Below are 23,895 nucleotides of genomic sequence, written 5' to 3'. Positions count from 1 at the left end.
TGGGCGCCCTGTCAGGCCTGCTGCTGCTCCTGCTTCTGTGCCTGCTTCTGGTCCTGCGGCCGTTCCTGGCGGTGCGCGACGCGTTCCGCCAGGATGTGCTCGATGACCACGGCGACACCGTCCTCGTTGTTGGCCGTCGTACGGCCGGAGGCGGCGGCGATCACATCCGGGTGGGCGTTGCCCATGGCGTACGAGGTGCCCGCCCAGCTGAGCATCTCCACGTCGTTGGGCATGTCCCCGAAGGCGACCACTTCGGCAGGGGAGATCCCCCGCTCCGCGCAGCACAGCGCCAGGGTGCTCGCCTTGGAGACGCCCTGTCCGCTGATCTCCAGCAGGGAGGTCGGGCTGGAGCGCGTGATCGAGGCGTACTGGCCGGCGGCGGAGCGGGCCAGCGTCAGGAACTCGTCGGGGGCGAGCTCGGCGTGGTGCGCGAGCAGCTTGAGCACGGGTGCGGCGCTGCCGTCCGGGTCCTCGTGCAGCAACTTCTCGGCGGTGGCGATGTTCGCTCCGGCGTCCTTGAAGAACGGCGGGTACTCGGGCTCGTAGTTGATCCCGGTGGTCAGCTCGACGGCGAAGGAGGTGCCGGGGGCGGCGGCGCGCAGAGCATCCACGACGGCCAGAGCAGCTGCCCGGGGAAGCGCTCTGACCTGCACGAACTCACGTCCGGCATGGAGGTCGACCACCGCGGCGCCATTGGCGCAGATCGCCAGGCCGTGGCCGTGGACGTGGTCGCTGACCACGTCCATCCAGCGGGCCGGGCGCCCGGTGACGAAGAAGACCTCGATCCCGGCCTCTTCGGCGGCGGCGAGCGCGGCGACGGTGCGGAGCGAGACGGACTTGTCGTCGCGCAGCAGGGTGCCGTCGAGGTCGGTGGCAATGAGCCGGGGTGCGGGGGTTGGCCCGTCCGGGCGCTGGGGAGCCGAGGTCACGCTCCATCTTCGCCCATGGGCCCGCACCACAGGACCATGATCGGAAAGACCCGGCCGAGTGGCCCGTGTTTCACGTGAAACATCGGCGCGCAGACGCCGGCGCCGACGGCGATGTTTCACGTGAAACACGATCGGCGCCTGGGGCGCCGTAGGCTCGAAGGCATGAAATTGCGCCTGAGCACGGTCATCCTCCCTGTACGCCCGTGGCACAAGGGAGGCAGCGACCAGTGGGTGCGGGCCGAGGAGCTCGGCTTCCACGCCGCCTACACCTACGACCATCTGTCCTGGCGGACCTTCCGTGACGGCCCGTGGTTCGGGGCGGTACCGACCCTGACAGCGGCAGCGGCCGTCACCGGGCGGATTCGCCTGGGCACGCTGGTCACCTCCCCGAACTTCCGGCACCCGGTGACCCTCGCCAAGGAGCTCATCAGCCTGGACGACATCTCCGGCGGGCGCATCACCCTCGGCATCGGGGCGGGCGGCAACGGCTTCGACGCCACCGCGCTGGGCCAGGAGCCCTGGACCCCGCGCGAGCGCGCGGACCGCTTCGCCGAGTTCGTGCCGCTGCTGGACCGGCTGCTGACCGAGGGCGCGGTGAGCCAGTCCGGCGACTTCTACTCGGCGGTGGAGGCGCGCAACATCCCCGGTTGTGTCCAGCGGCCCCGGCTGCCCTTCGCCGTCGCCGCGACCGGCCCGCGCGGCCTGAAGCTCGCCGCGCGCCACGGGCAGGCGTGGGTGACGACCGGCGACCCGAAGATCTTCGAGGAGGGCACCCCGGAGCAGTCGGTGGAGGCCATCCGCGGCCAGGTCGACAAGCTCGGCAAAGCGTGTGCGGAGACCGGCCGGGATGTGGCCGAGCTCGACAAGATCCTGCTCACGGGATTCACCCCGGACCGGGGGCGCCCGCTGGAGTCCGTGGACGCCTTCGTCGACTTCGCCGGCCGCCACCAGGAGCTCGGCTTCACCGAGATCGTGATCCACTGGCCGGTCCCCGACTCGGATTTCGCCGCAGACCAGGGGGTCTTCGAGCAGATCGCCTCCGAGGCCCTGTCCCAGCTGCGCTGAGCGGGCCCGCCGCAGTCTCTTCCGCCGCAACTGCCGCCGCCCCTCTCCAGGGAGCGGCGGCGGCAGCGGACGGCGTCAGGACGCGGCGCGCAACAGCTGTTGCGCGGTGCGTTCGGCGCTCTGCAGCAGCCATTCCGGTGCGGCGCCCTCGGGCAGTGCCCGGACCTCGTCCGCCAGCGCCGAGACCCGGGCGGCGCCGGCTTCGGGCCGGCCCAGCTCCTGCTCGGTCCAGGCGGCGTTGCTCACGCACTGGTACCGGGCCTCCAACTGGTCCGGGCCGAGTTCCGCGTGCAGCGCGGCGGCCCGGTCCCAGAGCAGGACCTCCTCCAGCCGCAGCGCCTCAAGCTCCGCCGCGCTCAGCGGTTCGGCGGTTGCGGAGTCCCGGTCTTCCTCCGTTTCCTCCCCGTACTGGTCCTCGTACGCGCAGACCCGCCGGTCGAGGACCTGTGCCAGCTGGTTCCAGGTCTCTGCGAGTTCGGCCCGCGCCTCGGGGTCGTCGGGGACCTCGGCCAGAGCGGCGGCCAGTACCTCGGTCGCCTCGACCATCCGGGCCCGCGCCCCCGACACCGCCGCGTTGTCGACCTGGTCGCGCAGCCCCAGCCAGGCCAGCGAGCGCAGGATCCGCACCTCGGAGACCGGCGCGTCCTTCGACCGCCGACGCAGTGCGAGGGCCCGCTCGTACGCCGCGACCGCCTCCGGTACCAGCCTCGCCTCGGAGAGCTGATCGGCGGCCGCCTGGGCGAAGCCCGCCTGCGGACGCGGGTCCTCCCAGTCCTCGGCCAGCTCCGCCGCCAGCAGGTACTGCTCCGCCGCGCCCCGGGCGTCCCTCAGCTCGCGCAGCAGGTCGCCCAGGAACTCCCGTGCGGAGACGGCCTGGCCCTCGCCGTGCTCCAGCAGGTCCGGCAGCGTCGACTGCAGCACCTCGGCCGCCTCGGCGGTGCGGCCGTCACGGGCGTGGCACCGGGCGAGCAGCAGCCGGGCCTGGGCACCGCCGTCGGCGGTGAGCCCGGCCAGGTCGAACCAGTGCGCCGCCTCCAGTGCGTGCCCGGCGGCCTCCGCGGCCTCCGCGTTCCGCCGCAGCAGGATGTCGGCCAGGGTGAACCGTGCGACGCCCTGCGCCTCGGCGTCGGTCACCTCGGCGGCGTGCGCCAGCCCCGCCCGGGCCGCCTCCTCCGCTTCCGCGGGGCGGTCCAGGGACATCAGCACACCTGCCCGCAGCACCAGCGGGTCCACGGCGAGCCACGGCCGGCCCGCCGCGACCGACCGCTCGGCGGACACGGCGAGCAGTGCCACGGCACGCTCCGGGTCGCCCTGCGCCAGGGCGAGGCGGCCCAGCATCTCCTCGGCCTCCGCCGCCACGTCGGGCAGGGCCGGCGCGTAGGCGTCGACGAAGGCGCCGAGCTCGGCGGTCAGTTCGCCGTGCGCGTGCCGCGGACCGTGTGAGTGGTCGTGCCCGTGCCCGTGGGAGGGCCCGTGGTCGTGGCCGTCGTGGTCCTGTGCCGCGTCGAGCGAGCGCAGGTGCGACTCCACCCGGATCGCGGTCAGTTCCGCGTACGCGATCCGCCGGGTCCGCAGCGGCTCGTCCGCGTCCAGCGCCTCGGCGGCGCGCAGGGCCACGGCCAGCAGCTTCCGCAGTTCCCCCGTCTCGGTCCCGGACTGCGCGGCCACGGTCGCCAGCCGCAGCTCGGCCAGGGCGGCGCGCTCGGCCCGCCCCGCTTCCCGGTAGCTGTCGCGTACGCCCGCCAGCAACCGCGCGGCCTCGCCGGACCCGGCCCGCGCGGCTGCCAATGCCCGGTGGTCCGCCACATCGGCGGCGACCACCGGGTCCGCCCCGGCCTCGGGGCGCAGGGCGACCTCGGCCCACAGCGCGTCCGTGCCGGGGTGCCCGAGGTCCCGTGCTGTCCGGGCCCGCTCCACCAGTTCCGCGAAGCCCTCGGCCGGGCCCGGAGCGGGGGCCTTCCGTACGGGGGCGGACGCCGTCCGCGCCAGCGCCGTGCTGCGCACACCCAGCGGGAGCGCGTCGAGCAGCGGAGTCCGCCCGATGCGTTCGACGAGCCGGTCAGAGACCCGGGTGTTGCCGTTGCGTTCGTCGAAGCGCCGGGCGATCGCCAGGGCGTCCTCGAGCAGGATCCCGTGCAGCTCGTCCACGGTGCGCGCGGTGCCCCCGTAGGAGACGGACGGGTCCGCCCCGTGCCCGAGTTCGCCGAGGCGGCGCAGCAGCACGAGGACGCCGCCGTAGAACTGCAGCTGCGCCTCGACGTCCACGAGCGGCCCCAGGCGGGCGGCGTGCTCGGAGAGGATCTCCAGGCCGCGGGCCTCGTTGCCGGTCAGCGCGCAGAACTCGATGTGCTCGCCGATGGAGCGCAGCAGGCTCTCGTTGCCGCGCGCCATGCGGTAGCCACGCAGGTGGTGGGCGCGGGCCTCGGCGCCGCGGCCGAGCCGGACCAGGGGGAGCAGGGAGCGGGCTAGCACCCGGTGGGGCTCCTCCCGGCAGCACTGCTTGCCGGCCAGCACGGGCTCCCAGATGTCGACGGCCTTCGCGTCATCGCCGCGGCCCGCCCAGAACCAGCCCTGGGAGTTGGTCTCGCAGGCGTGGCAGTCGCTCATCGTGTCGCGGTCGGCGGACTGCCAGCGGCTGACGGCCCGCTCCGCCCGCTCGTCGTCTCCGGTGGCTTCGGCGAGGTAGAACTCTGACTGGCGCACCGCGCGCTCGCTGTATCCGGCGAGCCGGTAGCGCCGTTCCATGTCCTCCAGCCAGCCGGTGACCGAGGACAGGGGGATCTCGGGGGAGCTGACGAGCTGGCCGGAGACCCATTTGAACCGCCAGAACAACGAGTGGGCCTCGCCGCCGTCGAAGCCGCCCGGGTCGCGGTCGTACTCCTGGAGCAGCCGGGCGAACGGGACCACCATGCGGGTCCGCTCGGAGCTGTACTCGTAGGCGTCGATCTGGTTGACCAGCGCCTGGCGGAACAGGCGGCTGTCGCCGCAGGCTTCGGCGGCGTTGGCCAGGGTCTCCGCCTGGGCACTGCGCGCGGGTCCGTTGGGGAGGGACCGGTTCGTATGGAGCGCCTGGCGGATTTCCTCGGCGGTCATCGGGCTCACTTCTGGTCCTCCTGGGTGTCGGCGGGGTGTGTAGCCCACTCCAGAAGTCCGAGGAAGGCCCGGTTGAGCAGGGTGGTGTCGGCCGCGCGCAGCGGCCGCTGGGACATCAGCAGGGCCTGGCCGTAGAGCGATTCGACGGCGGTCGCGGTCAGAGCCTCGTCGGGGAGGGCGGCGATCCGGCGGATCAGCGGGTTGTTGTGGTTGAGGACCAGGCGGGCGCGCGGAGCGGAGCCGCGCAGAGCGCCGAGGATGCCGCTCCACAGGGAGTCGGCGCTGTCGAGGGCGGCTGTCCGGTCCCGTTCCTGCCGGGCCTGGCGGTCGTCGAGGTAGAGGGCGGGGACGGCGACGGGCTGGAAGGCGCGCAGTACGACGTCGCAGCTCTGGGGTTCCAGCCGGGTGCGGGCCGTGGCCAGGAAGGGGGCGAGGGTCAGTTCGGCGGAGGTCGGCACCGGGTCGAGCCGCTCGGTGACCGCTCCGGCGTCCAGCTCGACGACCTTGAGCTCGGGCCGCACCACGGGCAGCAGGGCGAGCAGGTCGGCGTCGTAGGTGTATCCCGCGTTGATGACTCCGAGGCCGTGGGCCGCGGCGATGGGTGCGATCTGGCGGAACTCCTCGACGGTGCGCGTGAAGTGGATCTCCGTGTGGGCGGCTGCGAACTCTTCCAGGCTCATCGAACCGTCGCTGGTCTCGAACGGCAGCCACGGCAGCATCAGCCCGAGCAGGTCGGCGTCGTGCCGGGCCAGCGATTTCACGCCGAGGTGGTGGACGCGCAGGAAGGCCGCGAGGCGCTCCGGCTCACTGGCCGCGAGCTCGGCGAGCCAGGTCCGGACCCGGGCACCGAGCGCGTCCCGGACGGCGGCCAGGGTCTCGTCGTCGTACAGGTTCTCGCGGGAGGCGGTGGGCCTCAGGGTGTCCGTGTCGATGACGGCGCGGACGAAGAACGCCCAGTCCGGCAGCAGGTTGTCGGCCCGGTCGGTCAGCAGCATGCCCTTCAGGTGCACGCGGTGTCCGGACCGGTGGGCGGGGCTGGTGGGTTCGGGGAGGACGTACGCCACTCCGCGCACCCCGGCGACCGGGAGGTCGAGGTCGATGCTGTCGAGCGGGGTGAACCCGAAGAGCTGCGTGCAGTGCCCGGCGAGCGCTACGCGGCGGGCGGTGGGGGTGGGGAAGGGGCGCTCCCACACGGGGGGCCGGTCGGTGACGGAGCGCGGCCCGTCGCCGCGCCCGTCGCCCTGCCCGTCGCCCTGCCCGTCGTCGAAGGTGATGTCGTAGGGGAGCAGAGAGCCGTAGTCACGGGCCAGTTCCTCGACCTTGGCGGAGGTGGTCCATTCTTCGGCCCCGGGCCGGGGCTCCAGGACGACGGTGGTTCCGGGCTCCGTGCGTGCCTCGTGGGGGAGTTCGCGCACGGTGTACGAACCGTCGTCCGTGGCCAGCCATTCGACGGGCGCGGCCTGGGGATCGCGGGCGGAGCGCGTGACGACGCGGATCTGGCGGGCGACGACGAAGCAGGCGAGCAGCCCGATGCCGAACTGGCCGAGGAACTCCTGACGGGTGGTCTCCAGGCCGCGGATCTTCTCGACGGCGCTGTCCCCGCCGCGCTTGGAGCTGCGGCCGATGGTGGCGAGGAGGGAGTGGGCCTCGGCGGCGGTCAGGCCGATGCCGCTGTTCTCGATGGTCACCCTGTCGCCGGTGGCCGACAGCCGGATGCGGACCTCGGCCGCCGGGTCGAGGGCGTGGCGGGCGGTGATCGCGTCCACGGCGTTCTGCAGGAGCTCGCGGACGTAGACCCGCGGGCTGGAGTAGAGGTGATGGGAGAGCAGGTCGACCAGACCGCGCAGATCGACCTGGAAACTGTGGGGCGTGGACGTCATGGGGCGGCACCTCGCGTACGTGCATGGGTGGTTCGGTGATCGCGAGGTCCCCCCTCACTGATCCCTGAGTGGGAACAGAGTAGGGGGACGGCCTGAGGATCTCCGCCCGAATTCGCTGCCGCCAGGCAGGACAGGCGGTACCGGTGGTGCGGGGGCCTGCCTGGCGCCATGCCCGCCGCTACGGGAGGCCCTGCCTGGCGGCATGTCCTACTGGAAGCGCAGGAACTGCGGTGGTACGGCGTCCACCAGCCACACCCCGTTGGCGCTGATCCGGAAGACGTGCCCGGCCGCTCGCATCGCTGCCGCGTCCACGCTGAGCACGACCGGCCGGCCGCGCCGTGCACCGACCCGGGTCGCGGTCTCCCGGTCGGGGGACAGGTGCACGTGGTGGCGGGCCATCGGGCGCAGGCCCTCGGCGCGGATCGGGTCCAGGGCGGCGGCGACGGTGCCGTGGTAGAGGTACGCGGGCGGTTCGGCCTCCGGGAGGCCGAGGTCCACGGAGACGGTGTGTCCCTGGCTGGCCCGGATCCGGGTGCCGTCGACGGCGAACCGCTGCTTGTCGTTGGCGGCGACGACGTGGTCGAGCTCGGCGCGGCTGAAGGCGAAGCCGTGGGCGGCGGCCGCGCGCAGCAGGTCGTCGATCTCCACCCAGCCGTGTGGGTCGAGCACCAGTCCGATCCGTTCCGGCTGATGCCGGAGGTGTTTCGAGACGTATTTGGACACCTTCACGGTGCGTCTTTCGTCCATGGCCCCAGGGTGCCCGGTCGGGCGGCGTTCGGGCAGGGATTTTTCGGTGCTCGGCAGGGGTGGACACCCTCTATCGCCATTCCGAGATACGGAATACATTTTCCGCTGCTACGTCTGCCCATGGGGAGAAATCATGACAGCGCACGCTTCCCTTCCACGCCGCGCCGCCGCCGAGTTCATCGGTACCGCCGGTCTGCTCGTGGTGGTGATCGGCTCCGGAATCCAGGCCGCCGCACTCACCCGCGACACCGGTGTCGCCCTCGTCGCCAACACGTTCGCCTCCGCCATCGGTCTCGGGCTGATCATCACCCTCTTCGGGCCGCTGTCCGGCGCCCACCTCAATCCGGTGGTCACCCTCACCTCCTGGTGGGCCCGGCGCAGGGGCGGTGCGGGACTCGGCGGCCAGGAGGCCCTCGTCTACACCGCGGCCCAGACCGCCGGAGCCATCGGCGGAGCCGTCCTCGCGGACGCCATGTTCGGCCGCACCCCCGGCACCTTCGCCACCCAGGTCCGCGACGGCGGCCACCTGCTCATCGGCGAGGTCGTCGCCACCGCCGGGCTGGTGCTGGTCATCCAGGGCCTGGAGCGCATCGGGCGGCCCAGGCTCATCCCGGGCGCGGTCGCCGCGTACATCGCGGCCGCGATCTGGTTCACCTCGTCCGGTTCCTTCGCGAACCCGGCCGGCACCATCGGGCGCAGCTTCAGCGACTCCTTCACCGGCATAGCACCGCAGTCGCTGCCGGGATTCGTCGCTGCCCAACTGGTCGGAGGGGTCCTCGGCCTGCTCCTCGCGTCCCTGCTCTACGGGAGCTCCCGCGCCGCGCGGACGGTGTCGGCGGAGGTGGCGACCGTGGCAGAAGTCGTGGTGGAGGTCCTGCCGGGTCCCGTGGCGGGTGCCGTGCCGGGCCCCCTGCCCGGCGCGGGGCCGGTGGACGGTGCGGGGCCCACCAAAGCGGCGTACGAGACCATCGGCTGAGCCCCCCGGGCAAGGTCCGGCCGTGACGGCCGGTTGACTCGCCACCCCTGTTGTCCACAGGGGTGGGGCAGTTGTCCACAGCTGTTTGGGGCGATTTCAGCGGCAAACGCGCGATCCGCCCTGTGGACTACTGACCGAGTGCTACCGCTCGCCGCGGCGCGCCAGATCGTTCATCGTCCGGGCTTGGAGCTCCCGCTCCGTCGCGGCCCGGACGAACTCCGCCACGTGCTCGGCGCCCACCAGCTCCTGCACGGCCCGTACCGTCCCGGCCGGCAGAACCACCGGCGCGGGCCCCGAAGGCTGCGGCGCCCCGGCCGCGCCCAGGTGCCGCTGCAGGTGCCGGGTCGCGAACAGCCGCATCGCCCGCGCCAGCTCCGCGTCCACCGTCTGCTGGGCCAGCGGACGCAGCCTCCGTACCAGCGTGGCCGCCTCCGCCGCGTCCGCGTCGGTCGGCGGGACCTGCCCCAGGTAGCGGGCGAAGACGTGCAAGGTGGTGAACTCCAGGAACCGCGAGGCGATGTGTTCCACCTGCCCGCGCAGCTCCCGCAGGTGCCCGGTGATCGCCGACAGCGGCACCCCGGCCGCGTACAGCTCGGCGGCCACCGCCAGCTCCTGCGGAGAGGGGACGAGGAACTCCTCGGGGCGTCCCGGGATCCGCTCCAGCACCCCCAGCTCGCACGCCTCGCCCACGGCCGCGTCGTCGGGCTTGCCGCCGAACCGTTCGTTCAGCTCCTCCCGGCTGATCCGGGCGGCCTCCTCGTCGGTCCACGGCCCGTGCACCTCGGCGACCAGCCCCAGTACGCCGCCCAGCCCGCGCCCCGCGTCCCACGCCTCCAGCAGCTCCTTGATGGACGCCAGGGTGTAGCCGCGGTCCAGCAGGTCCGCGATCTGCCGCAGCCGCGCCAGATGCGTGTCCCGGTAGACGTTGGAGCGGCCCCGGCGCTCCGGCTTGGGCAGCAGACCGCGGTCCTGGTACGCCCGGATCGTGCGTACCGTCGCGCCGCTGTGGTGTGCCAGATCCTCGATCCGGTACTCGGCTACTGCCTGATCGGACAATCCCGGCTCCCTACGACATCGCGGCTCGGCCGACCGCGCCGGCCGCGGCCCGGGCGGCAGGTGAGGCCGCGAGGTACTCGACCGCCCTGCGCAGCGAGCCCTCTTGCGAGGGATGGTACGACCGCCGGAAGTAGCGGGGTATGGCCGTGCCGAGCTCTCTCCACGTGGGCAGCAGTCCCTTGGCCACGGCCCGGTTGTGCGCGCGGAGCGAATAGCGCTGCCGGCCGCCCGGTTCCGGGTCGTTGCGCATGAGGTACGCGGCACCCCACACCCACAGCCAGGCCAGTACCGGGGCGACCACGACCATCCCCTCCACGCGCCGCGCGTAGCGGGGCAGACCGGTGCCCCCGCAGTGCTGGTACATGTCGAAGGCGACGGAGCGGTGCTCCACCTCCTCCGCGCCGTGCCAGCGCAGCAGGTCCAGCATGACCTCGTCCGCGCCGGCCCGGTCGAGCCCCTCGGCGCGCAGTACCCAGTCCCCGAGGACGGCCGTGAACTGCTCGATCGCGGCGATCAGGGAGAGCCGGAAGCGCAGCCACTCCTGCGGCGTGACGGGCGCCCCGAAGGGCGGGCTCTCCCCCAGCAGCTTCTCGAAGAGGAAGTCCACGTGCTTCGTGTACGCCTCCGTGGGCAGCCGCTGCTGCGCGAGGTGGTCCAGGGCGTACGCATGCTGCACGCTGTGCGTGGCCTCCTGGCCCATGAACCCCTTCACGTCCCGGCGCAGCTCGGGATCGGTGACCAGCGGCAGGCCCTCCTTGAAGACCTTCACGAACCACCGCTCCCCGGCCGGCAGCAGCAGGTGCAGCACATTGATCACGTGGGTGGCGGTGGGCTCGCCGGGTATCCAGTGCAGCGGGGTGGTCTTCCAGTCGAAAGCCACCCTGCGCGGGGTGATCGGGTGCGTGCCGGCCTGATCCGGCCCCGGGAGGGCCCGGCTCACAGCGGGGGGTCCAGCTTCGCGACCGCCCGCAGGGTGCGCGGGGCGAAGCGGGACATCCACAGGGCGCCCTTGGACTCCGGGGTCACCGGCACCACGGCCTCGTTGCGCACCACGGCCCGCAGGATCGCCTCCGCGACCTTCTCCGGGGGGAAGTTGCGCAGCCCGTACAGCCTCGAGGAGCGTTCCTGGCGGCGCTTCTCCTCGGCCGCGTCCACCCCGGCGAAACGTGAGGTGGCGGTGATGTTGGTGTTGACGATTCCCGGGCAGATCGCGGAGACGCCGATCGACTTCGACGCCAGTTCCGCGCGCAGGCACTCCGACAGCATCAGCACTGCTGCCTTCGAGGTGCTGTAGGCGGGCAGGGTCTTGGAGGGCAGGTAGGCCGCCGCGGAGGCGGTGTTGACGATGTGTCCGCCCTGGCCGCGCTCGGCCATCTGCCTCCCGAAGATCCGGCAGCCGTGGATGACGCCCCACAGGTTGACGTCGAGGACCTTCTTCCACTCCTCGGAGGTGGTCTCCAGGAAGGGCCCCGACAGTCCGATGCCGGCGTTGTTGACCAAGACGTCCACGATCCCGTACTCGGCGGCGACCTTTGCCGCGAGCTTCTCCATCGCCTGCTCGTCACTGACGTCGACGCACTCGCCCCAGGCCTCGGGGGCACCGACGAGGCGCGCCATGTCGGCCGTCCGCGCCGCGCCCTCCGCGTCCCGGTCCACGGCCACCACGCGGGCACCCGCCTCGGCGAACGAGAAGGCGGTGGCCCGGCCGATCCCGCTGGCCGCGCCGGTGACCAGGACCAGCTGGCCGCCGAAGCGGTCGGCGTACCTCCCGGGAGCCTTCTGTTCCGGCGCCCGCGCGGCGGGTTCCTCCCGGGTGGTGACGAACTCGGTGATCCAGGCGGCCAGCTGGTCCGGCCTGGTCCGGGGCACCCAGTGCTTGGCGGGCAGCGTCCGGCGCACCAGGTCCGGGGCCCACCGGTCCAGGTCGTCGTAGAGCCGCTCGGAGAGGAAGGCGTCCCCGGTCGGGGTGATCAGCTGGACCGGCACGTGCGCGTACGCGTCGGGGCGCGGCTGGCGCAGCCGGGGCCGGACGTTGTCACGGTAGAGCCAGGCTCCGTGCGCCGCGTCCGAGGGCAGGGAGGCCGTCGGGTAGGCGCCGGCCGGGACCTTCTCGATGCGCTGGAGGATCCCCGGCCACCGCTTGCCGAGCGGTCCGCGCCAGGCGAGCTCCGGGAGTACGGGCGTGTGCAGCATGTAGACGTACCAGGACTTGGCGCCCTGGCCCAGCAGCTGCGCCGCCCTGCGCGGGGTGGGCCGCGTCATGCGCTTCTTGATCCAGTGGCCGAAGTGGTCGAGGGAGGGTCCCGAGATCGAGGTGAAGGAGGCGATCCGCCCCTCGGTGCGGGCGACCGTCGCGAACTCCCAGCCCTGTACGGAACCCCAGTCGTGGCCGACCAGGTGCACCGGCCGGTCCGGGCTGACCGCGTCCGCCACCGCGAGGAAGTCGTCGGTCAGCTTCTCCAGGGTGAAGCCCCCGCGCAGCGGCTGCGGCGCCGTGGAACGGCCGTGGCCGCGTACGTCGTACAGCACCACGTGGAAGCGTGCCGCGAGGCGCTCGGCCACCTCCGACCAGACCTCCTTGCTGTCGGGGTAGCCGTGCACCAGCACCACCGTGGGCAGGTCCGCCTCGCCCAGCTCGACGACGCACAGCTCGACCCCGCCGGTGCTCACCCGGCGTTCGCGCGCCCCCGCCAGTCCAGCCGCCCGTGCTCCGCTCATGCCGCTCATGCTGCCTTCTCCTCGGCCCAGCGCCGCACGTGCGGCAGATCGTCGTCCAGCCAGTACGCGCTCTCCTCGGGGTCCCGGGAGTCGGTGACGACCAGGATCTCCTCGAACTTCGCGCCGGTACCCCGGAAGCCCAGATGGGGCTCCACCGCCCACAGCCCCGGCTGCGGCGGGTGGTCGGAGAAGCGGTACGGGCTCCACAGCGGGGACCAGCCCTCGCGGTGCCCGTGCAGGACGTCGCCGGCCAGTCCCTTGAGGGACTGCGTGCCGAATCCGAACGCGGTGGGCGCCCAGCGGCGCTCCTTGACCCGGTCGATCTTGTGCGCGATCACGCCGAAGGGGTAGGCGCGGTGCCGGTTGGCATACCCCTGCCGGTTCATCAGCCGCTCGACGTTCTCGTAGATCTCGCGCAGGGAGCGGCGCTCCCGCACCTGCTCCAGGATCAGCTCGCGGTGCGCGCGCAGATCGGACATGAGCCGGTCCTGCACCGGGTTGAGGCCGAGGCTGCCCGAGTAGCCGATGTCGGCCGCGTAGCCCTTGAAGACCGGTGCCATGTCGAGGATGAACGGCATCCCGGGCTCCAGCTTCCGGCCGGTCGGGAAGAACTGCAGCGGGATCTTGAAGTTCGCGAAGGCGGTGCGGTCGCCGAACCAGGCGAAGGGCAGGTGGAACCAGTCCCGCACCCCGCGCTCGCGCAGCCACTCGCGCTGCATCCGCGCGGCCTCGCGCTCGGTCACCCCGGGCCGCAGCTGCGCGGCGACGGCCTCCGCGCACGCGTAGGAGAGGCGTTGCACTTCCCTGAAGCCGCTCAGGTCGGCGGTGAGTTGCGCGGTGCGTTGCTTGGTGTCCCCAGCCATGCCAGCCGTCCGTCCCTGTAGCCGTACGCGCCCGTAAGTTGACACTGATGAATGTGACAATGACCGGAGATCACGTCAAGGCCCGTGCATAGACCTGTGGACAAAGTTGTCCGGGCCACATCAGCCTCCAGTACGGGCCCGTACGCCGGAAGGCTGAGAAAGGATCCAGCTCCAGGTCTGACGCTTCCGGCCAGGCAGGCCACTAACGTCGCTCCCGTGACTGTCATCGCGACCGAAAGCCTGAGCAAGCGGTACCCCCGAGTGACCGCCCTCGACCGGCTCTCCCTGGACATCGGGCCTGGTGTGACCGGCCTCGTGGGTGCCAATGGAGCCGGCAAGTCCACGCTGATCAAGATTCTGCTGGGACTGTCCCCCGCCACCGAGGGCAGCGCCGCCGTGCTCGGACTCGACGTCGCCACGCATGGCAACGCCATCCGTGAACGCGTCGGCTACATGCCCGAGCACGACTGCCTGCCACCCGACGTCTCGGCCACCGAGTTCGTCGTCCACATGGCACGCATGTCCGGCCTCCCGCCGACCGCCGCCCGCGAGCGCACCGCCGACACCCTGCGCCACGTGGGGCTGTACGAGGAGCGTTACCGGCCCATCGGCGGCTACTCCACGGGCATGAAGCAGCGCGTCAAACTCGCGCAGGCGCTCGTCCACGACCCCCAGCTGGTCCTCCTCGACGAGCCCACCAACGGGCTCGACCCGGTCGGCCGCGACGAGATGCTCGGCCTGATCCGCCGCGTCTACACCGACTTCGGCATCTCGGTCCTGGTGACCTCGCACCTCCTCGGGGAGCTGGAGCGCACCTGCGACCACGTCGTGGTCGTCGACGGCGGCAAGCTGTTGCGGTCGAGCTCCACCAGCGACTTCACGCAGACCACCACGACCCTCGCGGTCGAGGTCACCGACTCGGACGCCCACCCGGACGGCACCGCCGCCCTGCGCAAGGCGCTCGCCGAGGCGGGCGTCACCCTCCTCGTGAGCGGGGAGCAGGGCCTGCCCGGAGCGGGTCACGTCCTCCTCGTCGAGGCCACCGGCGAGCAGACGTACGACACCGTCCGCGACACCGTCGCCGACCTGGGCATCGGTCTGGTCCGCATGGAGCAGCGCCGCCACCACATCGCGGAGGTCTTCCGCGACAACGACCAGACCGTCCAGCAGAAGGGAGCCGGTTCCGATGGCGCCTGACACCTCGACCCAGATCCACAACATCGGTTACCGGTCCTACGACGGGGCCCGGCTGGGCCGCGCGTACGCCCGCAAGTCGCTGTTCTCGCAGTCCCTGCGCGGCGCCTACGGACTCGGCCGCTCCGCCAAGTCCAAGGTCCTGCCGATGCTCCTCTTCGCGGTGATGTGCGTTCCCGCGCTGATCATCGTCGCCGTCGCCATCGCGGTCCCCGGCTCCACCGAGCTGCCGATCAAGTACACGACGTACGCCCTGACCACGCAGGTGATCATCGGCCTCTACCTCGCCTCCCAGGCACCCCAGTCGGTCTCCCGCGACCTGCGCTTCAAGACCGTGCCGCTCTACTTCTCGCGGCCCGTCGAACGCGTCGACTACGTCGTGGCCAAGTACGCGGCCATGGCCTCGGCCCTGTTCATCCTCACCGCCACCCCGCTGCTGATCATGTGGATCGGCGCGCTGCTGGCGAAGTTCGACTTCGGTGACCAGACCAAGGAATTCGGGCAGGGACTGGTGTCGGTACTGCTGCTGTCGTTGCTCTTCGCCGGCCTCGGGCTGGTCATGGCCGCGCTCACCCCGCGCCGCGGGTTCGGCGTCGCCGCCATCATCGCCGTGCTCCTGATCCCCTACGGCGCGGTGACCGCAGTCCAGGGCATCGCCTACAGCACCGGGAACGCCGGGGCCATCGACTGGATGGGCCTGTTCTCCCCGATCACCCTGATCGACGGCTTCCAGACGGCCTTCCTCGGTGCGACGTCCGCCTTCCCCGGCGGCGAGGGCCCCACGGCCGGCACCGGCTTCGTCTACCTGCTCGTCGCCCTCGGCCTCATCGTCGGCTCCTACGCCGCCCTGATGGCCCGCTACCGGAAGGCCGGGCTGTGACCACCATCGACATCGACCACACCTCCCGCTGGTTCGGGAACGTCGTCGCCGTCAACGACGTGACCATGCGCATCGGTCCCGGCGTCACCGGACTGCTGGGTCCCAACGGCGCGGGCAAGTCCACTCTCATCAACATGATGGGCGGCTTCCTCGCCCCCTCCACCGGCACCGTCACCCTCGACGGCGCACCGATCTGGCGCAACGAGCAGATCTACAAGCAGGTCGGCGTCGTGCCCGAGCGCGAGGCCATGTACGACTTCCTCACCGGCCGGGAGTTCGTCGTCGCCAACGCGGAACTCCACGGCCTCGACGACGCGGCCGCCCAGCGGGCCCTCGCCACCGTCGAGATGGAGTACGCCCAGGACCGCAAGATCTCCACCTACTCCAAGGGCATGCGCCAGCGCGTGAAGATGGCGTCCGCGCTCGTCCACGACCCGTCCGTGCTCCTCCTGGACGAGCCGTTCAACGGTATGGACCCGCGCCAGCGCATGCAGCTGATGGACCTGCTGCGGCGGATGGGCGACGCGGGACGCACCGTCCTGTTCTCCTCCCACATCCTGGAGGAGGTCGAGCAGCTCGCCTCGCACATCGAGGTGGTGGTCGCCGGCCGGCACGCCGCCTCCGGCGACTTCCGGAAGATCCGCCGCCTGATGACGGACCGTCCGCACCGCTACCTCGTCCGCTCCTCCGACGACCGGGCCCTCGCCGCGGCCCTCATCGCCGACCCGTCCACGGCCGGCATCGAGGTCGACCTGAAGGAAGGCGCCCTGCGCATCCAGGCCGTCGACTTCGGACGTTTCACCGAGCTGCTCCCGCGGGTCGCCCGCGCGCACGGCATCCGGCTGCTGACGGTCTCGCCTTCCGACGAGTCCCTCGAGTCGGTCTTCTCCTACCTCGTCGCGGCCTGAAGGAGCTGGCACTCATGTACAACCCCACCGTTGCCCGGCTCACCTACCGGGCCCTGCTCGGCCGCCGCCGGGCGCTGATCCTCTTCCTGCTGCCCGCACTGCTGATCCTCATCTCGATCGCCGTCCGCCTGCTCACGGGTGTGGACGACAAGGTCGCAGCCGACCTGCTCGGCGGCTTCGCCCTCGCCACCATGGTCCCGTTGATCGGTGTCATCGCCGGTACCGGAGCCATCGGCCCGGAGATCGACGACGGCTCGATCGTCTACCTGCTCGCCAAGCCGGTGAAGCGACCGACGATCATCATGACCAAGCTGATCGTCGCGATCGCCGTCACCATGGCCTTCTCCGCGATCCCCACCCTGATCGCCGGCTTCATCCTCAACGGCAACGGCCAGCAGATCGCCGTCGCCTACACCGTCGCCGCCCTCGTCGCCTCGATCGCCTACAGCGCGCTGTTCCTGCTGCTGGGCACCGTCAGCCGGCACGCGGTCGTCTTCGGCCTGGTTTACGCCCTGATCTGGGAGTCGCTCTTCGGCAGCCTGGTCTCCGGCGCCAAGACCCTCAGCGTCCAGCAGTGGGCGCTGTCCCTTGCCGAGAGGGTTGCGGGCGAGGGATACGTGGACGCCACCGTGGGCCTGCCCACCGCCGCGGTCCTGCTCGCCGTGGTCACCGCGGGCGCCACCGTCTACGCGGGCCAGCGGCTGCGCCGCCTCACCCTGGCGGGCGAGGAGTAGGCCCCTGCCATCACTCGGCGCACCAGCGCGGGTACCGTGCCCCGCCCGGCCCACCGGCCAGGCGGGGCACAGCTTCGCGCGGGATCATCGGGGCATGATCGAGTACACCGAGCCGGAGCCGTCCAGGCCTCTGCGGTCCTGGATACGCTCCTCGCCCGGTACGCACATCTGGCTGCTGATCATCGCCGTCACCAGCGTCATCGTCGTGATCGCCCCCGACCGGGTCGAGCACGTCCTGCTCCACCGCAACAGCAGCAATATCCACGAGCTGGTCAACCACCCCGTCCGGGCTCTCCTCAGCAGCGCCTTCTGGATCGAGAACCCGGCCTCGCTCGCCCTCTACGCCGTGCTGTTCGAGGTCTTCCACGCCCCCGTCGAACGCTGGCTGGGCACCCTGCGCTGGCTCGTGATCGTCGCGACCGCCCATGTCGTCGCCACGCTCGTCAGCCAGAAGGTCCTCCTCATGGCCATCCAGGACCACCGGGCCCCGCGCAGCATGACGCACGTCGTCGACATCGGCGTCAGCTACGGACTCGCTGCAGCCGCCGGAGTGCTGACCTACCGGATCCCCGGTCCCTGGAGATGGTTCTACCTCGCCGGGCTGCTCGCCTTCTTCGGGATCCCGCTCGCCACCGGCGGTACCTTCACCGACCTCGGCCACGCCATCGCGCTCTCCGTCGGTCTGCTCGCCTGGCCCCTCACGCGGCACGTGGTTTCACGTGAAACACCACCCTTGTTTCACGTGAAACATCGTTAGCCGGCCTCCGTCCCCGCCTGCGCCACGCCGTGCTCCCAAGCCCATGCGGCGATCCCCACCCGGTTCCGGGCCCCCAGCTTCGCCTGGACGTTCGCGATGTGGGTCTTCGCCGTGCCCGCGCTGATGAAGAGTTCCGCACCGATCTCGGCGTTGGTGAGCCCCTGCGCCACCAGTCGCACGATGTCCACCTCCCGGCCGGTCAGCGGATGAGCCTGCGGCACCCGTGGCGCGGGCGGCCCGCCCGGCGCGCCTTCCGTGAGCCTGCTGAGCAGCCGCACCGTGATCTGCGGGCTGATCAGCGTGTCCCCGGCCATGGCCGCCCGCACCCCCTCGATCAGCAGCGCGGGCCCCGACCGCTTCAGCAGGAAGCCGCAGGCACCGTTGCGCAGGGCGGTGTGCACGTACTCGTCCAGGTCGAAGGTGGTCACGACCACCACCCGCGTCCGGGGCGCCAGCAGCCGGGTCACCTCCAGCCCGTCCAGCTTCGGCATCCGGATGTCCGCGAGGACCACGTCCGGCCGCAGCTCCCGGGCCAGCGCCACTGCGCTCTCGCCGTCCGGGGCCTCCCCCACCACGGTCATGTCCGGCTGCGAGTCGAGGATCAGCCGGAAACCGCTGCGGATGTCCTCTTGGTCATCGGCTATCAGGATGCGTGTGGTCACGCCGCCATGATCACCCGAGGGGGTGCTCGCGTGGAGGGAAGACCGCGGAAACCCGCCATCCGCCGTCCGCGCCCGTTCCCGCCCGCAGCGTCCCGCCCGCGGCTTCCACCCGCCCGCGCAGGCCTGCCAGTCCGGTGCCGCTCCGCCGCCTGCGGGGCAGCAGCCCGACCGCACCACTGGCCGCGGAGTTGGCCACGCTGACCTCTATGCCCGCCGCGGCCCTACGTACGGCGACCCGCACCACGGCCGCCCCGGGTGCGTGCCGGCGGACATTCGTCAGGGCTTCGACGGCCACGCGGTACGCGGTGCTGCCCGCCTCCCGCGACAGCTCCCGTACGGCCTCGGGGTCGGCCTCCAGCACCCCGCCCTCGAACCGTTCCACCAGCTCCGGCAGTTGCGCCAGCCCAGGCACCGGAGCGGTCGCCGTGCCCGCCGCCTCCTGGAGCGCGTGAACGGTGCGGTCCATCGCCTCCAGCGCGCTCAGCCCCGCGGCCTCGATCCGCTCCAGTGCGCGGACCGCCTGCCCGGGGTCCTGCGCGGCCACGAACCGCGCTGCCTGGGCCTGCACCACGATCGCGCTCACGTCGTGCGCCACGAAGTCGTGCAGATCCCGGGCCAGTTCCAGCTGCTGGTCGCGTCGCGCCTCCCGTACGGCCTGTCGTACCCGGCCCGCCTGGCGGCGCAGGTAGCCACCGGCGGCCACGGCGCCGAAGGCCGGCAGCGACCAGAAGGCCGCCGCCCCGCCGACCTCCAGCCACGATCCGTCCGCCCACACCAGCGGGACCGGCCAGAGCGCCACCGCTGCCATGCCGAGAGCGCCCGCGAGGCTTCCGGACCGTACCGGGGACCAGCGGGCCACCAGGGCCAGCAGTGGCAGCAGTACCGCCATCCCCGCCAGCGTCCACGTACTGGGCACGCGCACGGCCGAACCGATCAGGGACAGCAGGCCCGCAACGGCCAGGGCGGGGGCGTACAGCACGCTCGGTTTCACGGTCACGCCCCGACCCTACGAGTCCCTCCCGCCCGTGGACATCTGCCGTTCGGCAGAGCCCCGACCGTCACCGGCGCCTCCCGACCTGCTGATCGGCGGATGGTTCCGAGGCGCCCGCCGGACCAGGCTTGAGACATCACCAACCGCCTACCGAAAAGGACTTGGACGATGACCATGCTCACCGCCGCACCCGCTGGTCCCACATCTCCCACCGCGCCGGACGTTCCCGCCGGCCCGGCCGTGAGCCGCCCGATCCGCTGGGCCGCCCACGCGGCCGCCCTCACCCTCCTTCCCAGCGGCCTGTGGAGGATCGCCATCGCGGTCGGCATACCCGTCGGCTGGGGCGTCGGCAGCGGACTGGAGGCCGAACTCTTCCCCGGTAAGTGGTCCTTCTACCTGGTTGCCCTCAGCGCCGTCGCCGAAGGCCTCGGCCTGCTCACCCTCGGCCTCGTACAGCGCTGGGGCGAGGTGGTCCCAAGTTGGATCCCCCGGCTGCGAGGCCGCCGGATCCCGCCCCTCGCGGTCGTCGTACCCGCCGCTCTGGGAGCCACCGCAGTCACCCTGATCGCCATCCCGAGCGCCTTCCACTGGAGCACCAGCATGGCGGCGCCGGGAGCACCCACCGGGGCCGGCTGGTGGCTCATGACCCTCTGCTACGCCCCGCTGGTGCTGTGGGGGCCGCTCCTCGGGGTCGTCACCTTCGCCTACTGGCGGCGCCGCCGGATCCACGGCTGACGCACCGAAATTCGCTGGTACGAGGGCTGCGCAAGGAGCAGAGTGAGCGGTGCGGGGAGCAACAAAAGGTCCGGGGCAGCCACTTCGAGCGCGCCGTATGGCGCGGGCTGCCCCGGACCTCTCGTACGTCGTGTCCGCTACGAGGCGCCCAGCAGACGCTCCAGCACCACCGCGATGCCGTCCTCCTCGTTGGAGGTCGTCACCTCGTCGGCCACCGCCTTGAGCTCGGCATGGGCATTGGCCATCGCCACGCCGTGCGCCGCCCAGCCGAACATCGGGATGTCGTTGGGCATGTCGCCGAAGGCGATCGTCTCCGCCGCCTTCACCCCCAGCCTGCGCGCGGCGAGCGACAGGCCGGTGGCCTTGGTCAGCCCCAGCGGCAGGATCTCCACGATGCCGGGACCCGCCATCACGATGTCGACCAGGCTGCCCACGGTCTGCCGGGCCACCTTGACCAGCGCGTCGTCGTCCAGCCCCGGGTGCTGGATGTACAGCTTGTTCAGCGGGGCCGTCCACACCGCAGCGTGGTCGTCCAGATGCACGGCGGGCAGGCCCTCCTGCATCCGGTAGCCGGGCCCTATCAGCACCTCGCCGTCCACCCCGTCCCGGCTGGCGGCGAGCGCCAGCGGACCGATCTCGGCCTCTATCTTCGACAGAGCCAGACCGGCCAGCTGCCGGTCCAGGGTGACCGAGGTCAGCAGCCGGTGCGCGCCCGCGTCGTAGACCTGCGCGCCCTGCCCGCACACGGCGATCCCCTTGTAGCCGAGATCGTCCAGTACGTGGCGGGTCCAGGGCACGGCCCGGCCGGTGACGATGATGTGTGCCGCGCCCGCCGCGGTGGCCGCGACGAGCGCTTCACGGGTGCGTTCCGAGACGGTGTCGTCGCTACGCAGCAGCGTGCCGTCGAGATCGGTCGCGACGAGTTTGTACGGGAACGGGGCCGGGCTCACTTGGTGATCGGCTCCAGGACCTCACGGCCGCCGAGGTACGGACGGAGCACCTGGGGCACCCGTACCGAACCGTCGGCCTGCTGGTGGTTCTCCAGGATCGCGACGATCGTGCGCGGCACCGCGCACAGGGTGCCGTTCAGCGTGGACAGCGGCTGGGTCTTCTTGCCGTCGCGGTAGCGGATCGACAGACGGCGGGCCTGGAAGCTGTCGCAGTTCGAGGCGGAGGTCAGCTCGCGGTACTTGCCCTGGGTGGGGATCCACGCCTCGCAGTCGAACTTGCGCGAGGCGGAGGAGCCCAGGTCGCCGGTGGCGACGTCGATCACCTGGAACGGCAGCTCCAGGCTGGTCAGCCACTGCTTCTCCCAGTCCAGCAGCCGCTTGTGCTCGGCCTCGGCCTCCTCCGGCGCGACGTACGAGAACATCTCGACCTTGTCGAACTGGTGGACGCGGAAGATGCCCCGGGTGTCCTTGCCGTACGTACCGGCCTCGCGGCGGAAGCAGGGCGAGAAGCCCGCGTACCGCAGGGGCAGCTTGTCGGCGTCGATGATCTCGTCCATGTGGTACGCCGCGAGCGGGACCTCGGAGGTGCCGACCAGGTAGTAGTCGTCCTTCTCCAGGTGGTACACGTTCTCCGCGGCCTGGCCGAGGAAGCCGGTGCCCTCCATGGCGCGCGGGCGGACCAGTGCCGGGGTCAGCATCGGGATGAAGCCGGCCTCGGTGGCCTGCGCGATGGCGGCGTTGACCAGCGCCAGCTCCAGCAGGGCGCCGACACCGGTCAGGTAGTAGAAGCGCGAGCCCGACACCTTGGCGCCGCGCTCGACGTCGATGGCGCCCAGCGACTCGCCGAGCTCCAGGTGGTCCTTGGGCTCGAAGCCCTCGGCGGCGAAGTCGCGGATGGTTCCGTGCGTCTCGAGGACCGTGAAGTCCTCCTCGCCGCCGACCGGGACGTCCTTGTGGACGATGTTCCCGAGCTGGAGGAGGAGCTTCTTGGCAGCCTCGTCGGCCTCGTTCTGCTCGGCCTCGGCGGCCTTGACGTCCTGCTTGAGCTGCTCGGCCCTCTTCAGCAGCTCGGCCCGCTCCTCAGGGGAGGCCTTGGGGATGAGCTTGCCGAGCGACTTCTGCTCGTTGCGCAGTTCGTCGAAGCGCATGCCGGAGGACCTGCGGCGCTCGTCGGCGGAGAGCAGTGCGTCGACGAGGTCGACGTCCTCTCCACGGGCGCGCTGCGAGGCGCGGACACGGTCAGGGTCTTCACGGAGCAGCCGGAGGTCAATCACGCCCTCCAGGCTACCGGGCTGGGGTTCCGGGGCTCACATCGATATCACACAGCGTGTCACTTTGCCCTAATTGCGGCTATTGGATAAGTCTTGGCGACTGACCGGAAGTGATCGCTCTCAGGCCGTCAATAAAAACGGTGCCATTCGCCGAAATGGGGCACCGTGACGGTGGTCGGGCGGGTCCTGAGCAGGATCGCAAGCCGTTCCTTGTCCACAGGAATTCGCGCCACCCCCAGTTTATCCACAGGCTGTGCGCCGCCTCTGTGGACACGGAAATAGATCATTCCCGACCGGCGGATGCCCGAAGGGATTCAGGGTTCAAACCACCATCACACACTCATTCGGGTGGGAATGCCTCGCTCCAAAGAGTTGATCGGCGATACGTGGGTGACGCCGTTCACCTACCGCTCCCCAGCGCGAAACCTGGGCCCCCGACCGATTTGTCGACCTTGTCGCATCGCAGTGTCGACTTGTCCCCAGGTCCCCATCTCGGCCTGTGGATAACTCTGTGGACAGTGGACGAAGTCCTACGCCCGGCCGTCGAGGCAGCGCGTCAGCCAGTCCGAGGCTGCCGTGAAATCGCTGTCCGAGGTCCCCGGCCGGGCAGCGCTCACGTCACCCTGAGCGCCACCGGCCCGCGGGTAGGAGCCGAGGAAGCGGATCTGCGGGCACGTCCGCTTCAGGCCCATGAGGGCCTCGCTGACCCGGCGGTCGGAGACATGGCCCTCGGCGTCGACGGCGAAGCAGTAGTTGCCGATCCCCTCACCGGTGGGCCGGGACTGGATCAGCATCAGGTTCACCCCGCGCACGGCGAACTCCTGCAGGAGCTCCAGCAGCGCACCCGGGTGGTCGTCACCGAGCCAGAGCACGACGGAGGTCTTGTCGGCGCCGGTCGGGGCGGAGGGCCGGGCGGGCCGTCCGACCAGGACGAACCGGGTCTCCGCGTTCTCCGCGTCGTGGATCTCGGTGACCAGCGGGACCAGCCCATAGGTGGCGGCGGCGAACTCGCCGGCGAAGGCGGCGTCGAAGCGGCCCTCCTGGACCAGCCGGGCGCCGTCGGCGTTCGAGGCGGCCGACTCCCACACCGCGTCGGGCAGGTTCGCCCGCAGCCAGTTGCGCACCTGGGGCTGGGCTACCGGGTGCCCGGTGACGGTCTTCACGTCCGACAGGGCGGTCCCGGGCCGTACCAGCAGCGCGAAGGCGATGGGCAGCAGCACCTCGCGGTAGATCATCAGCGGTTCGCCGGAGGCCAGCTCGTCGAGCGTGGCGGTGACACCGCCTTCCACCGAGTTCTCGATCGGGACCAGGGCGGCAGCGGCCTCGCCGTTGCGTACGGCGTCCAGCGCTGCCGGGACCGACACCATCGGGACGAGCTCCCGGGTCGCGGCTTCCGGCAGCGTGCGGAGGGCGGCTTCGGTGAAGGTGCCCTCGGGGCCGAGATAGGTGAAGCGGGTGGCCGACATGTGATCAGCCTAATGCCGGG

Annotated in this window: 21 protein-coding genes; 8 read left to right on the top strand and 13 right to left on the bottom strand. The window is 71.5% G+C overall.

What is annotated here, in order from left to right; all coding sequences use genetic code 11:
* Nucleotides 1-11: 11 nt before the first annotated feature.
* The gene (locus OG447_RS06910) at nt 12-929 is read right to left on the bottom strand and encodes a Cof-type HAD-IIB family hydrolase (protein ID WP_266935549.1); all 918 of its coding nucleotides are present in this window, start codon (nt 927-929) and stop codon (nt 12-14) included.
* A gap of 162 nt (nt 930-1,091) precedes the next feature.
* On the opposite strand from OG447_RS06910, the gene OG447_RS06905 reads away from it, so the two are divergent.
* A complete protein-coding gene (locus OG447_RS06905; RefSeq protein WP_266935548.1) occupies nt 1,092-1,994 on the top strand; it encodes an LLM class flavin-dependent oxidoreductase in 903 nt (300 codons plus the stop codon).
* Nucleotides 1,995-2,069: 75 nt separating this feature from the next.
* Here OG447_RS06905 and OG447_RS06900 read toward each other — a convergent pair whose 3' ends face one another.
* The 3 genes from OG447_RS06900 to OG447_RS06890 all read right to left on the bottom strand — a co-directional run bounded on the left by OG447_RS06900 (nt 2,070) and on the right by OG447_RS06890 (nt 7,714).
* On the bottom strand, nt 2,070-5,087 hold the full coding sequence (locus OG447_RS06900) for a tetratricopeptide repeat protein (protein ID WP_266935546.1): 3,018 nt from the start codon (nt 5,085-5,087) through the stop codon (nt 2,070-2,072).
* A gap of 5 nt (nt 5,088-5,092) precedes the next feature.
* Nucleotides 5,093-6,967, bottom strand: a complete 1,875-nt coding sequence (locus OG447_RS06895) for an HSP90 family protein (protein ID WP_266935544.1) — start codon at nt 6,965-6,967, stop codon at nt 5,093-5,095.
* A 207-nt stretch (nt 6,968-7,174) separates the two neighbouring features.
* Nucleotides 7,175-7,714 (bottom strand): RNA 2'-phosphotransferase, encoded by a 540-nt coding sequence (locus tag OG447_RS06890; protein WP_266935543.1) that lies wholly within the window; start codon nt 7,712-7,714, stop codon nt 7,175-7,177.
* Nucleotides 7,715-7,847: 133 nt separating this feature from the next.
* On the opposite strand from OG447_RS06890, the gene OG447_RS06885 reads away from it, so the two are divergent.
* Nucleotides 7,848-8,690: an aquaporin gene (locus tag OG447_RS06885; RefSeq protein WP_266935542.1), complete on the top strand. Its 843-nt coding sequence runs from the start codon at nt 7,848-7,850 to the stop codon at nt 8,688-8,690.
* Nucleotides 8,691-8,831: 141 nt separating this feature from the next.
* Here the strand turns inward: OG447_RS06885 and OG447_RS06880 are convergent, their stop codons facing one another.
* Genes OG447_RS06880 through OG447_RS06865 form a run of 4 tightly spaced genes read right to left on the bottom strand, consistent with a single transcriptional unit; the run spans nt 8,832 to nt 13,327 of the window.
* Complete coding sequence (locus OG447_RS06880) at nt 8,832-9,746, bottom strand: MerR family transcriptional regulator (RefSeq protein ID WP_266935540.1); 915 nt, start codon at nt 9,744-9,746, stop codon at nt 8,832-8,834.
* Nucleotides 9,747-9,756: 10 nt separating this feature from the next.
* The gene (locus OG447_RS06875) at nt 9,757-10,626 is read right to left on the bottom strand and encodes a metal-dependent hydrolase (protein WP_266935539.1); all 870 of its coding nucleotides are present in this window, start codon (nt 10,624-10,626) and stop codon (nt 9,757-9,759) included.
* A 56-nt stretch (nt 10,627-10,682) separates the two neighbouring features.
* Nucleotides 10,683-12,464, bottom strand: coding sequence for an SDR family oxidoreductase (locus OG447_RS06870; RefSeq protein ID WP_266935538.1), 1,782 nt, complete (start codon nt 12,462-12,464; stop codon nt 10,683-10,685).
* A 5-nt stretch (nt 12,465-12,469) separates the two neighbouring features.
* Nucleotides 12,470-13,327, bottom strand: coding sequence for a M24 family metallopeptidase (locus tag OG447_RS06865; protein WP_266935537.1), 858 nt, complete (start codon nt 13,325-13,327; stop codon nt 12,470-12,472).
* A gap of 216 nt (nt 13,328-13,543) precedes the next feature.
* Between OG447_RS06865 and OG447_RS06860 the strand changes: the two genes are divergently transcribed.
* From OG447_RS06860 to OG447_RS06840, 5 genes are all read left to right on the top strand, one after another.
* Nucleotides 13,544-14,524: an ABC transporter ATP-binding protein gene (locus OG447_RS06860; RefSeq protein WP_266935536.1), complete on the top strand. Its 981-nt coding sequence runs from the start codon at nt 13,544-13,546 to the stop codon at nt 14,522-14,524.
* Entirely contained in the window at nt 14,514-15,401 is an 888-nt protein-coding gene (locus OG447_RS06855; protein ID WP_266935534.1) for an ABC transporter permease, read from the top strand. Before OG447_RS06860 ends, OG447_RS06855 begins: the two co-directional genes overlap by 11 nt.
* The gene (locus OG447_RS06850; protein ID WP_266935533.1) at nt 15,398-16,309 is read left to right on the top strand and encodes an ABC transporter ATP-binding protein; all 912 of its coding nucleotides are present in this window, start codon (nt 15,398-15,400) and stop codon (nt 16,307-16,309) included. The genes OG447_RS06855 and OG447_RS06850 overlap by 4 nt, the downstream gene beginning before the upstream one ends.
* Nucleotides 16,310-16,323: 14 nt before the next feature.
* Entirely contained in the window at nt 16,324-17,043 is a 720-nt protein-coding gene (locus tag OG447_RS06845; RefSeq protein WP_266935532.1) for an ABC transporter permease, read from the top strand.
* 94 nt (nt 17,044-17,137) lie between these two features.
* Nucleotides 17,138-17,800: a rhomboid-like protein gene (locus OG447_RS06840; protein ID WP_266935531.1), complete on the top strand. Its 663-nt coding sequence runs from the start codon at nt 17,138-17,140 to the stop codon at nt 17,798-17,800.
* On the opposite strand, the gene OG447_RS06835 is transcribed toward OG447_RS06840, so the two are convergent.
* Together OG447_RS06835 and OG447_RS06830 are read right to left on the bottom strand one after the other, a co-directional pair.
* Nucleotides 17,797-18,462, bottom strand: coding sequence for a response regulator transcription factor (locus tag OG447_RS06835; protein ID WP_266935530.1), 666 nt, complete (start codon nt 18,460-18,462; stop codon nt 17,797-17,799). The genes OG447_RS06840 and OG447_RS06835 overlap by 4 nt on opposite strands.
* Nucleotides 18,463-18,472: 10 nt before the next feature.
* Nucleotides 18,473-19,459, bottom strand: a complete 987-nt coding sequence (locus OG447_RS06830) for a sensor histidine kinase (RefSeq protein ID WP_266935529.1) — start codon at nt 19,457-19,459, stop codon at nt 18,473-18,475.
* Nucleotides 19,460-19,621: 162 nt separating this feature from the next.
* Here OG447_RS06830 and OG447_RS06825 point away from each other — a divergent pair, with 162 nt between their 5' ends.
* The gene (locus OG447_RS06825; protein ID WP_266935527.1) at nt 19,622-20,188 is read left to right on the top strand and encodes a hypothetical protein; all 567 of its coding nucleotides are present in this window, start codon (nt 19,622-19,624) and stop codon (nt 20,186-20,188) included.
* A gap of 137 nt (nt 20,189-20,325) precedes the next feature.
* Here OG447_RS06825 and OG447_RS06820 read toward each other — a convergent pair whose 3' ends face one another.
* From OG447_RS06820 to pheA, 3 genes are all read right to left on the bottom strand, one after another.
* Nucleotides 20,326-21,138, bottom strand: coding sequence for an HAD family hydrolase (locus OG447_RS06820; RefSeq protein WP_266935526.1), 813 nt, complete (start codon nt 21,136-21,138; stop codon nt 20,326-20,328).
* The gene (gene serS, locus OG447_RS06815; protein ID WP_266935524.1) at nt 21,135-22,412 is read right to left on the bottom strand and encodes a serine--tRNA ligase; all 1,278 of its coding nucleotides are present in this window, start codon (nt 22,410-22,412) and stop codon (nt 21,135-21,137) included. Before serS ends, OG447_RS06820 begins: the two co-directional genes overlap by 4 nt.
* 527 nt (nt 22,413-22,939) lie before the next feature.
* The gene (pheA, locus tag OG447_RS06810) at nt 22,940-23,875 is read right to left on the bottom strand and encodes a prephenate dehydratase (RefSeq protein WP_266935523.1); all 936 of its coding nucleotides are present in this window, start codon (nt 23,873-23,875) and stop codon (nt 22,940-22,942) included.
* Nucleotides 23,876-23,895: the final 20 nt, after the last annotated feature.

It is taken from the genome of Streptomyces sp. NBC_01408 (assembly GCF_026340255.1).
GTDB lineage: Bacteria > Actinomycetota > Actinomycetes > Streptomycetales > Streptomycetaceae > Streptomyces.
This window is presented reverse-complemented; position numbering and strand designations above follow the sequence as displayed.

Bases quoted from the DNA above. Each gene is read 5' to 3' on its own strand.
- OG447_RS06905 (WP_266935548.1), top strand. From the start codon at position 1,092: ATGAAATTGCGCCTGAGCACGGTCATCCTCCCTGTACGCCCGTGGCAC.
- OG447_RS06900 (WP_266935546.1), bottom strand. From the start codon at position 5,087: ATGACCGCCGAGGAAATCCGCCAGGCGCTCCATACGAACCGGTCCCTC.
- OG447_RS06895 (WP_266935544.1), bottom strand. From the start codon at position 6,967: ATGACGTCCACGCCCCACAGTTTCCAGGTCGATCTGCGCGGTCTGGTC.
- OG447_RS06890 (WP_266935543.1), bottom strand. From the start codon at position 7,714: ATGGACGAAAGACGCACCGTGAAGGTGTCCAAATACGTCTCGAAACAC.
- OG447_RS06885 (WP_266935542.1), top strand. From the start codon at position 7,848: ATGACAGCGCACGCTTCCCTTCCACGCCGCGCCGCCGCCGAGTTCATC.
- OG447_RS06870 (WP_266935538.1), bottom strand. From the start codon at position 12,464: ATGAGCGGAGCACGGGCGGCTGGACTGGCGGGGGCGCGCGAACGCCGG.
- OG447_RS06865 (WP_266935537.1), bottom strand. From the start codon at position 13,327: ATGGCTGGGGACACCAAGCAACGCACCGCGCAACTCACCGCCGACCTG.
- OG447_RS06855 (WP_266935534.1), top strand. From the start codon at position 14,514: ATGGCGCCTGACACCTCGACCCAGATCCACAACATCGGTTACCGGTCC.
- OG447_RS06845 (WP_266935532.1), top strand. From the start codon at position 16,324: ATGTACAACCCCACCGTTGCCCGGCTCACCTACCGGGCCCTGCTCGGC.
- OG447_RS06840 (WP_266935531.1), top strand. From the start codon at position 17,138: ATGATCGAGTACACCGAGCCGGAGCCGTCCAGGCCTCTGCGGTCCTGG.
- OG447_RS06825 (WP_266935527.1), top strand. From the start codon at position 19,622: ATGACCATGCTCACCGCCGCACCCGCTGGTCCCACATCTCCCACCGCG.
- pheA (WP_266935523.1), bottom strand. From the start codon at position 23,875: ATGTCGGCCACCCGCTTCACCTATCTCGGCCCCGAGGGCACCTTCACC.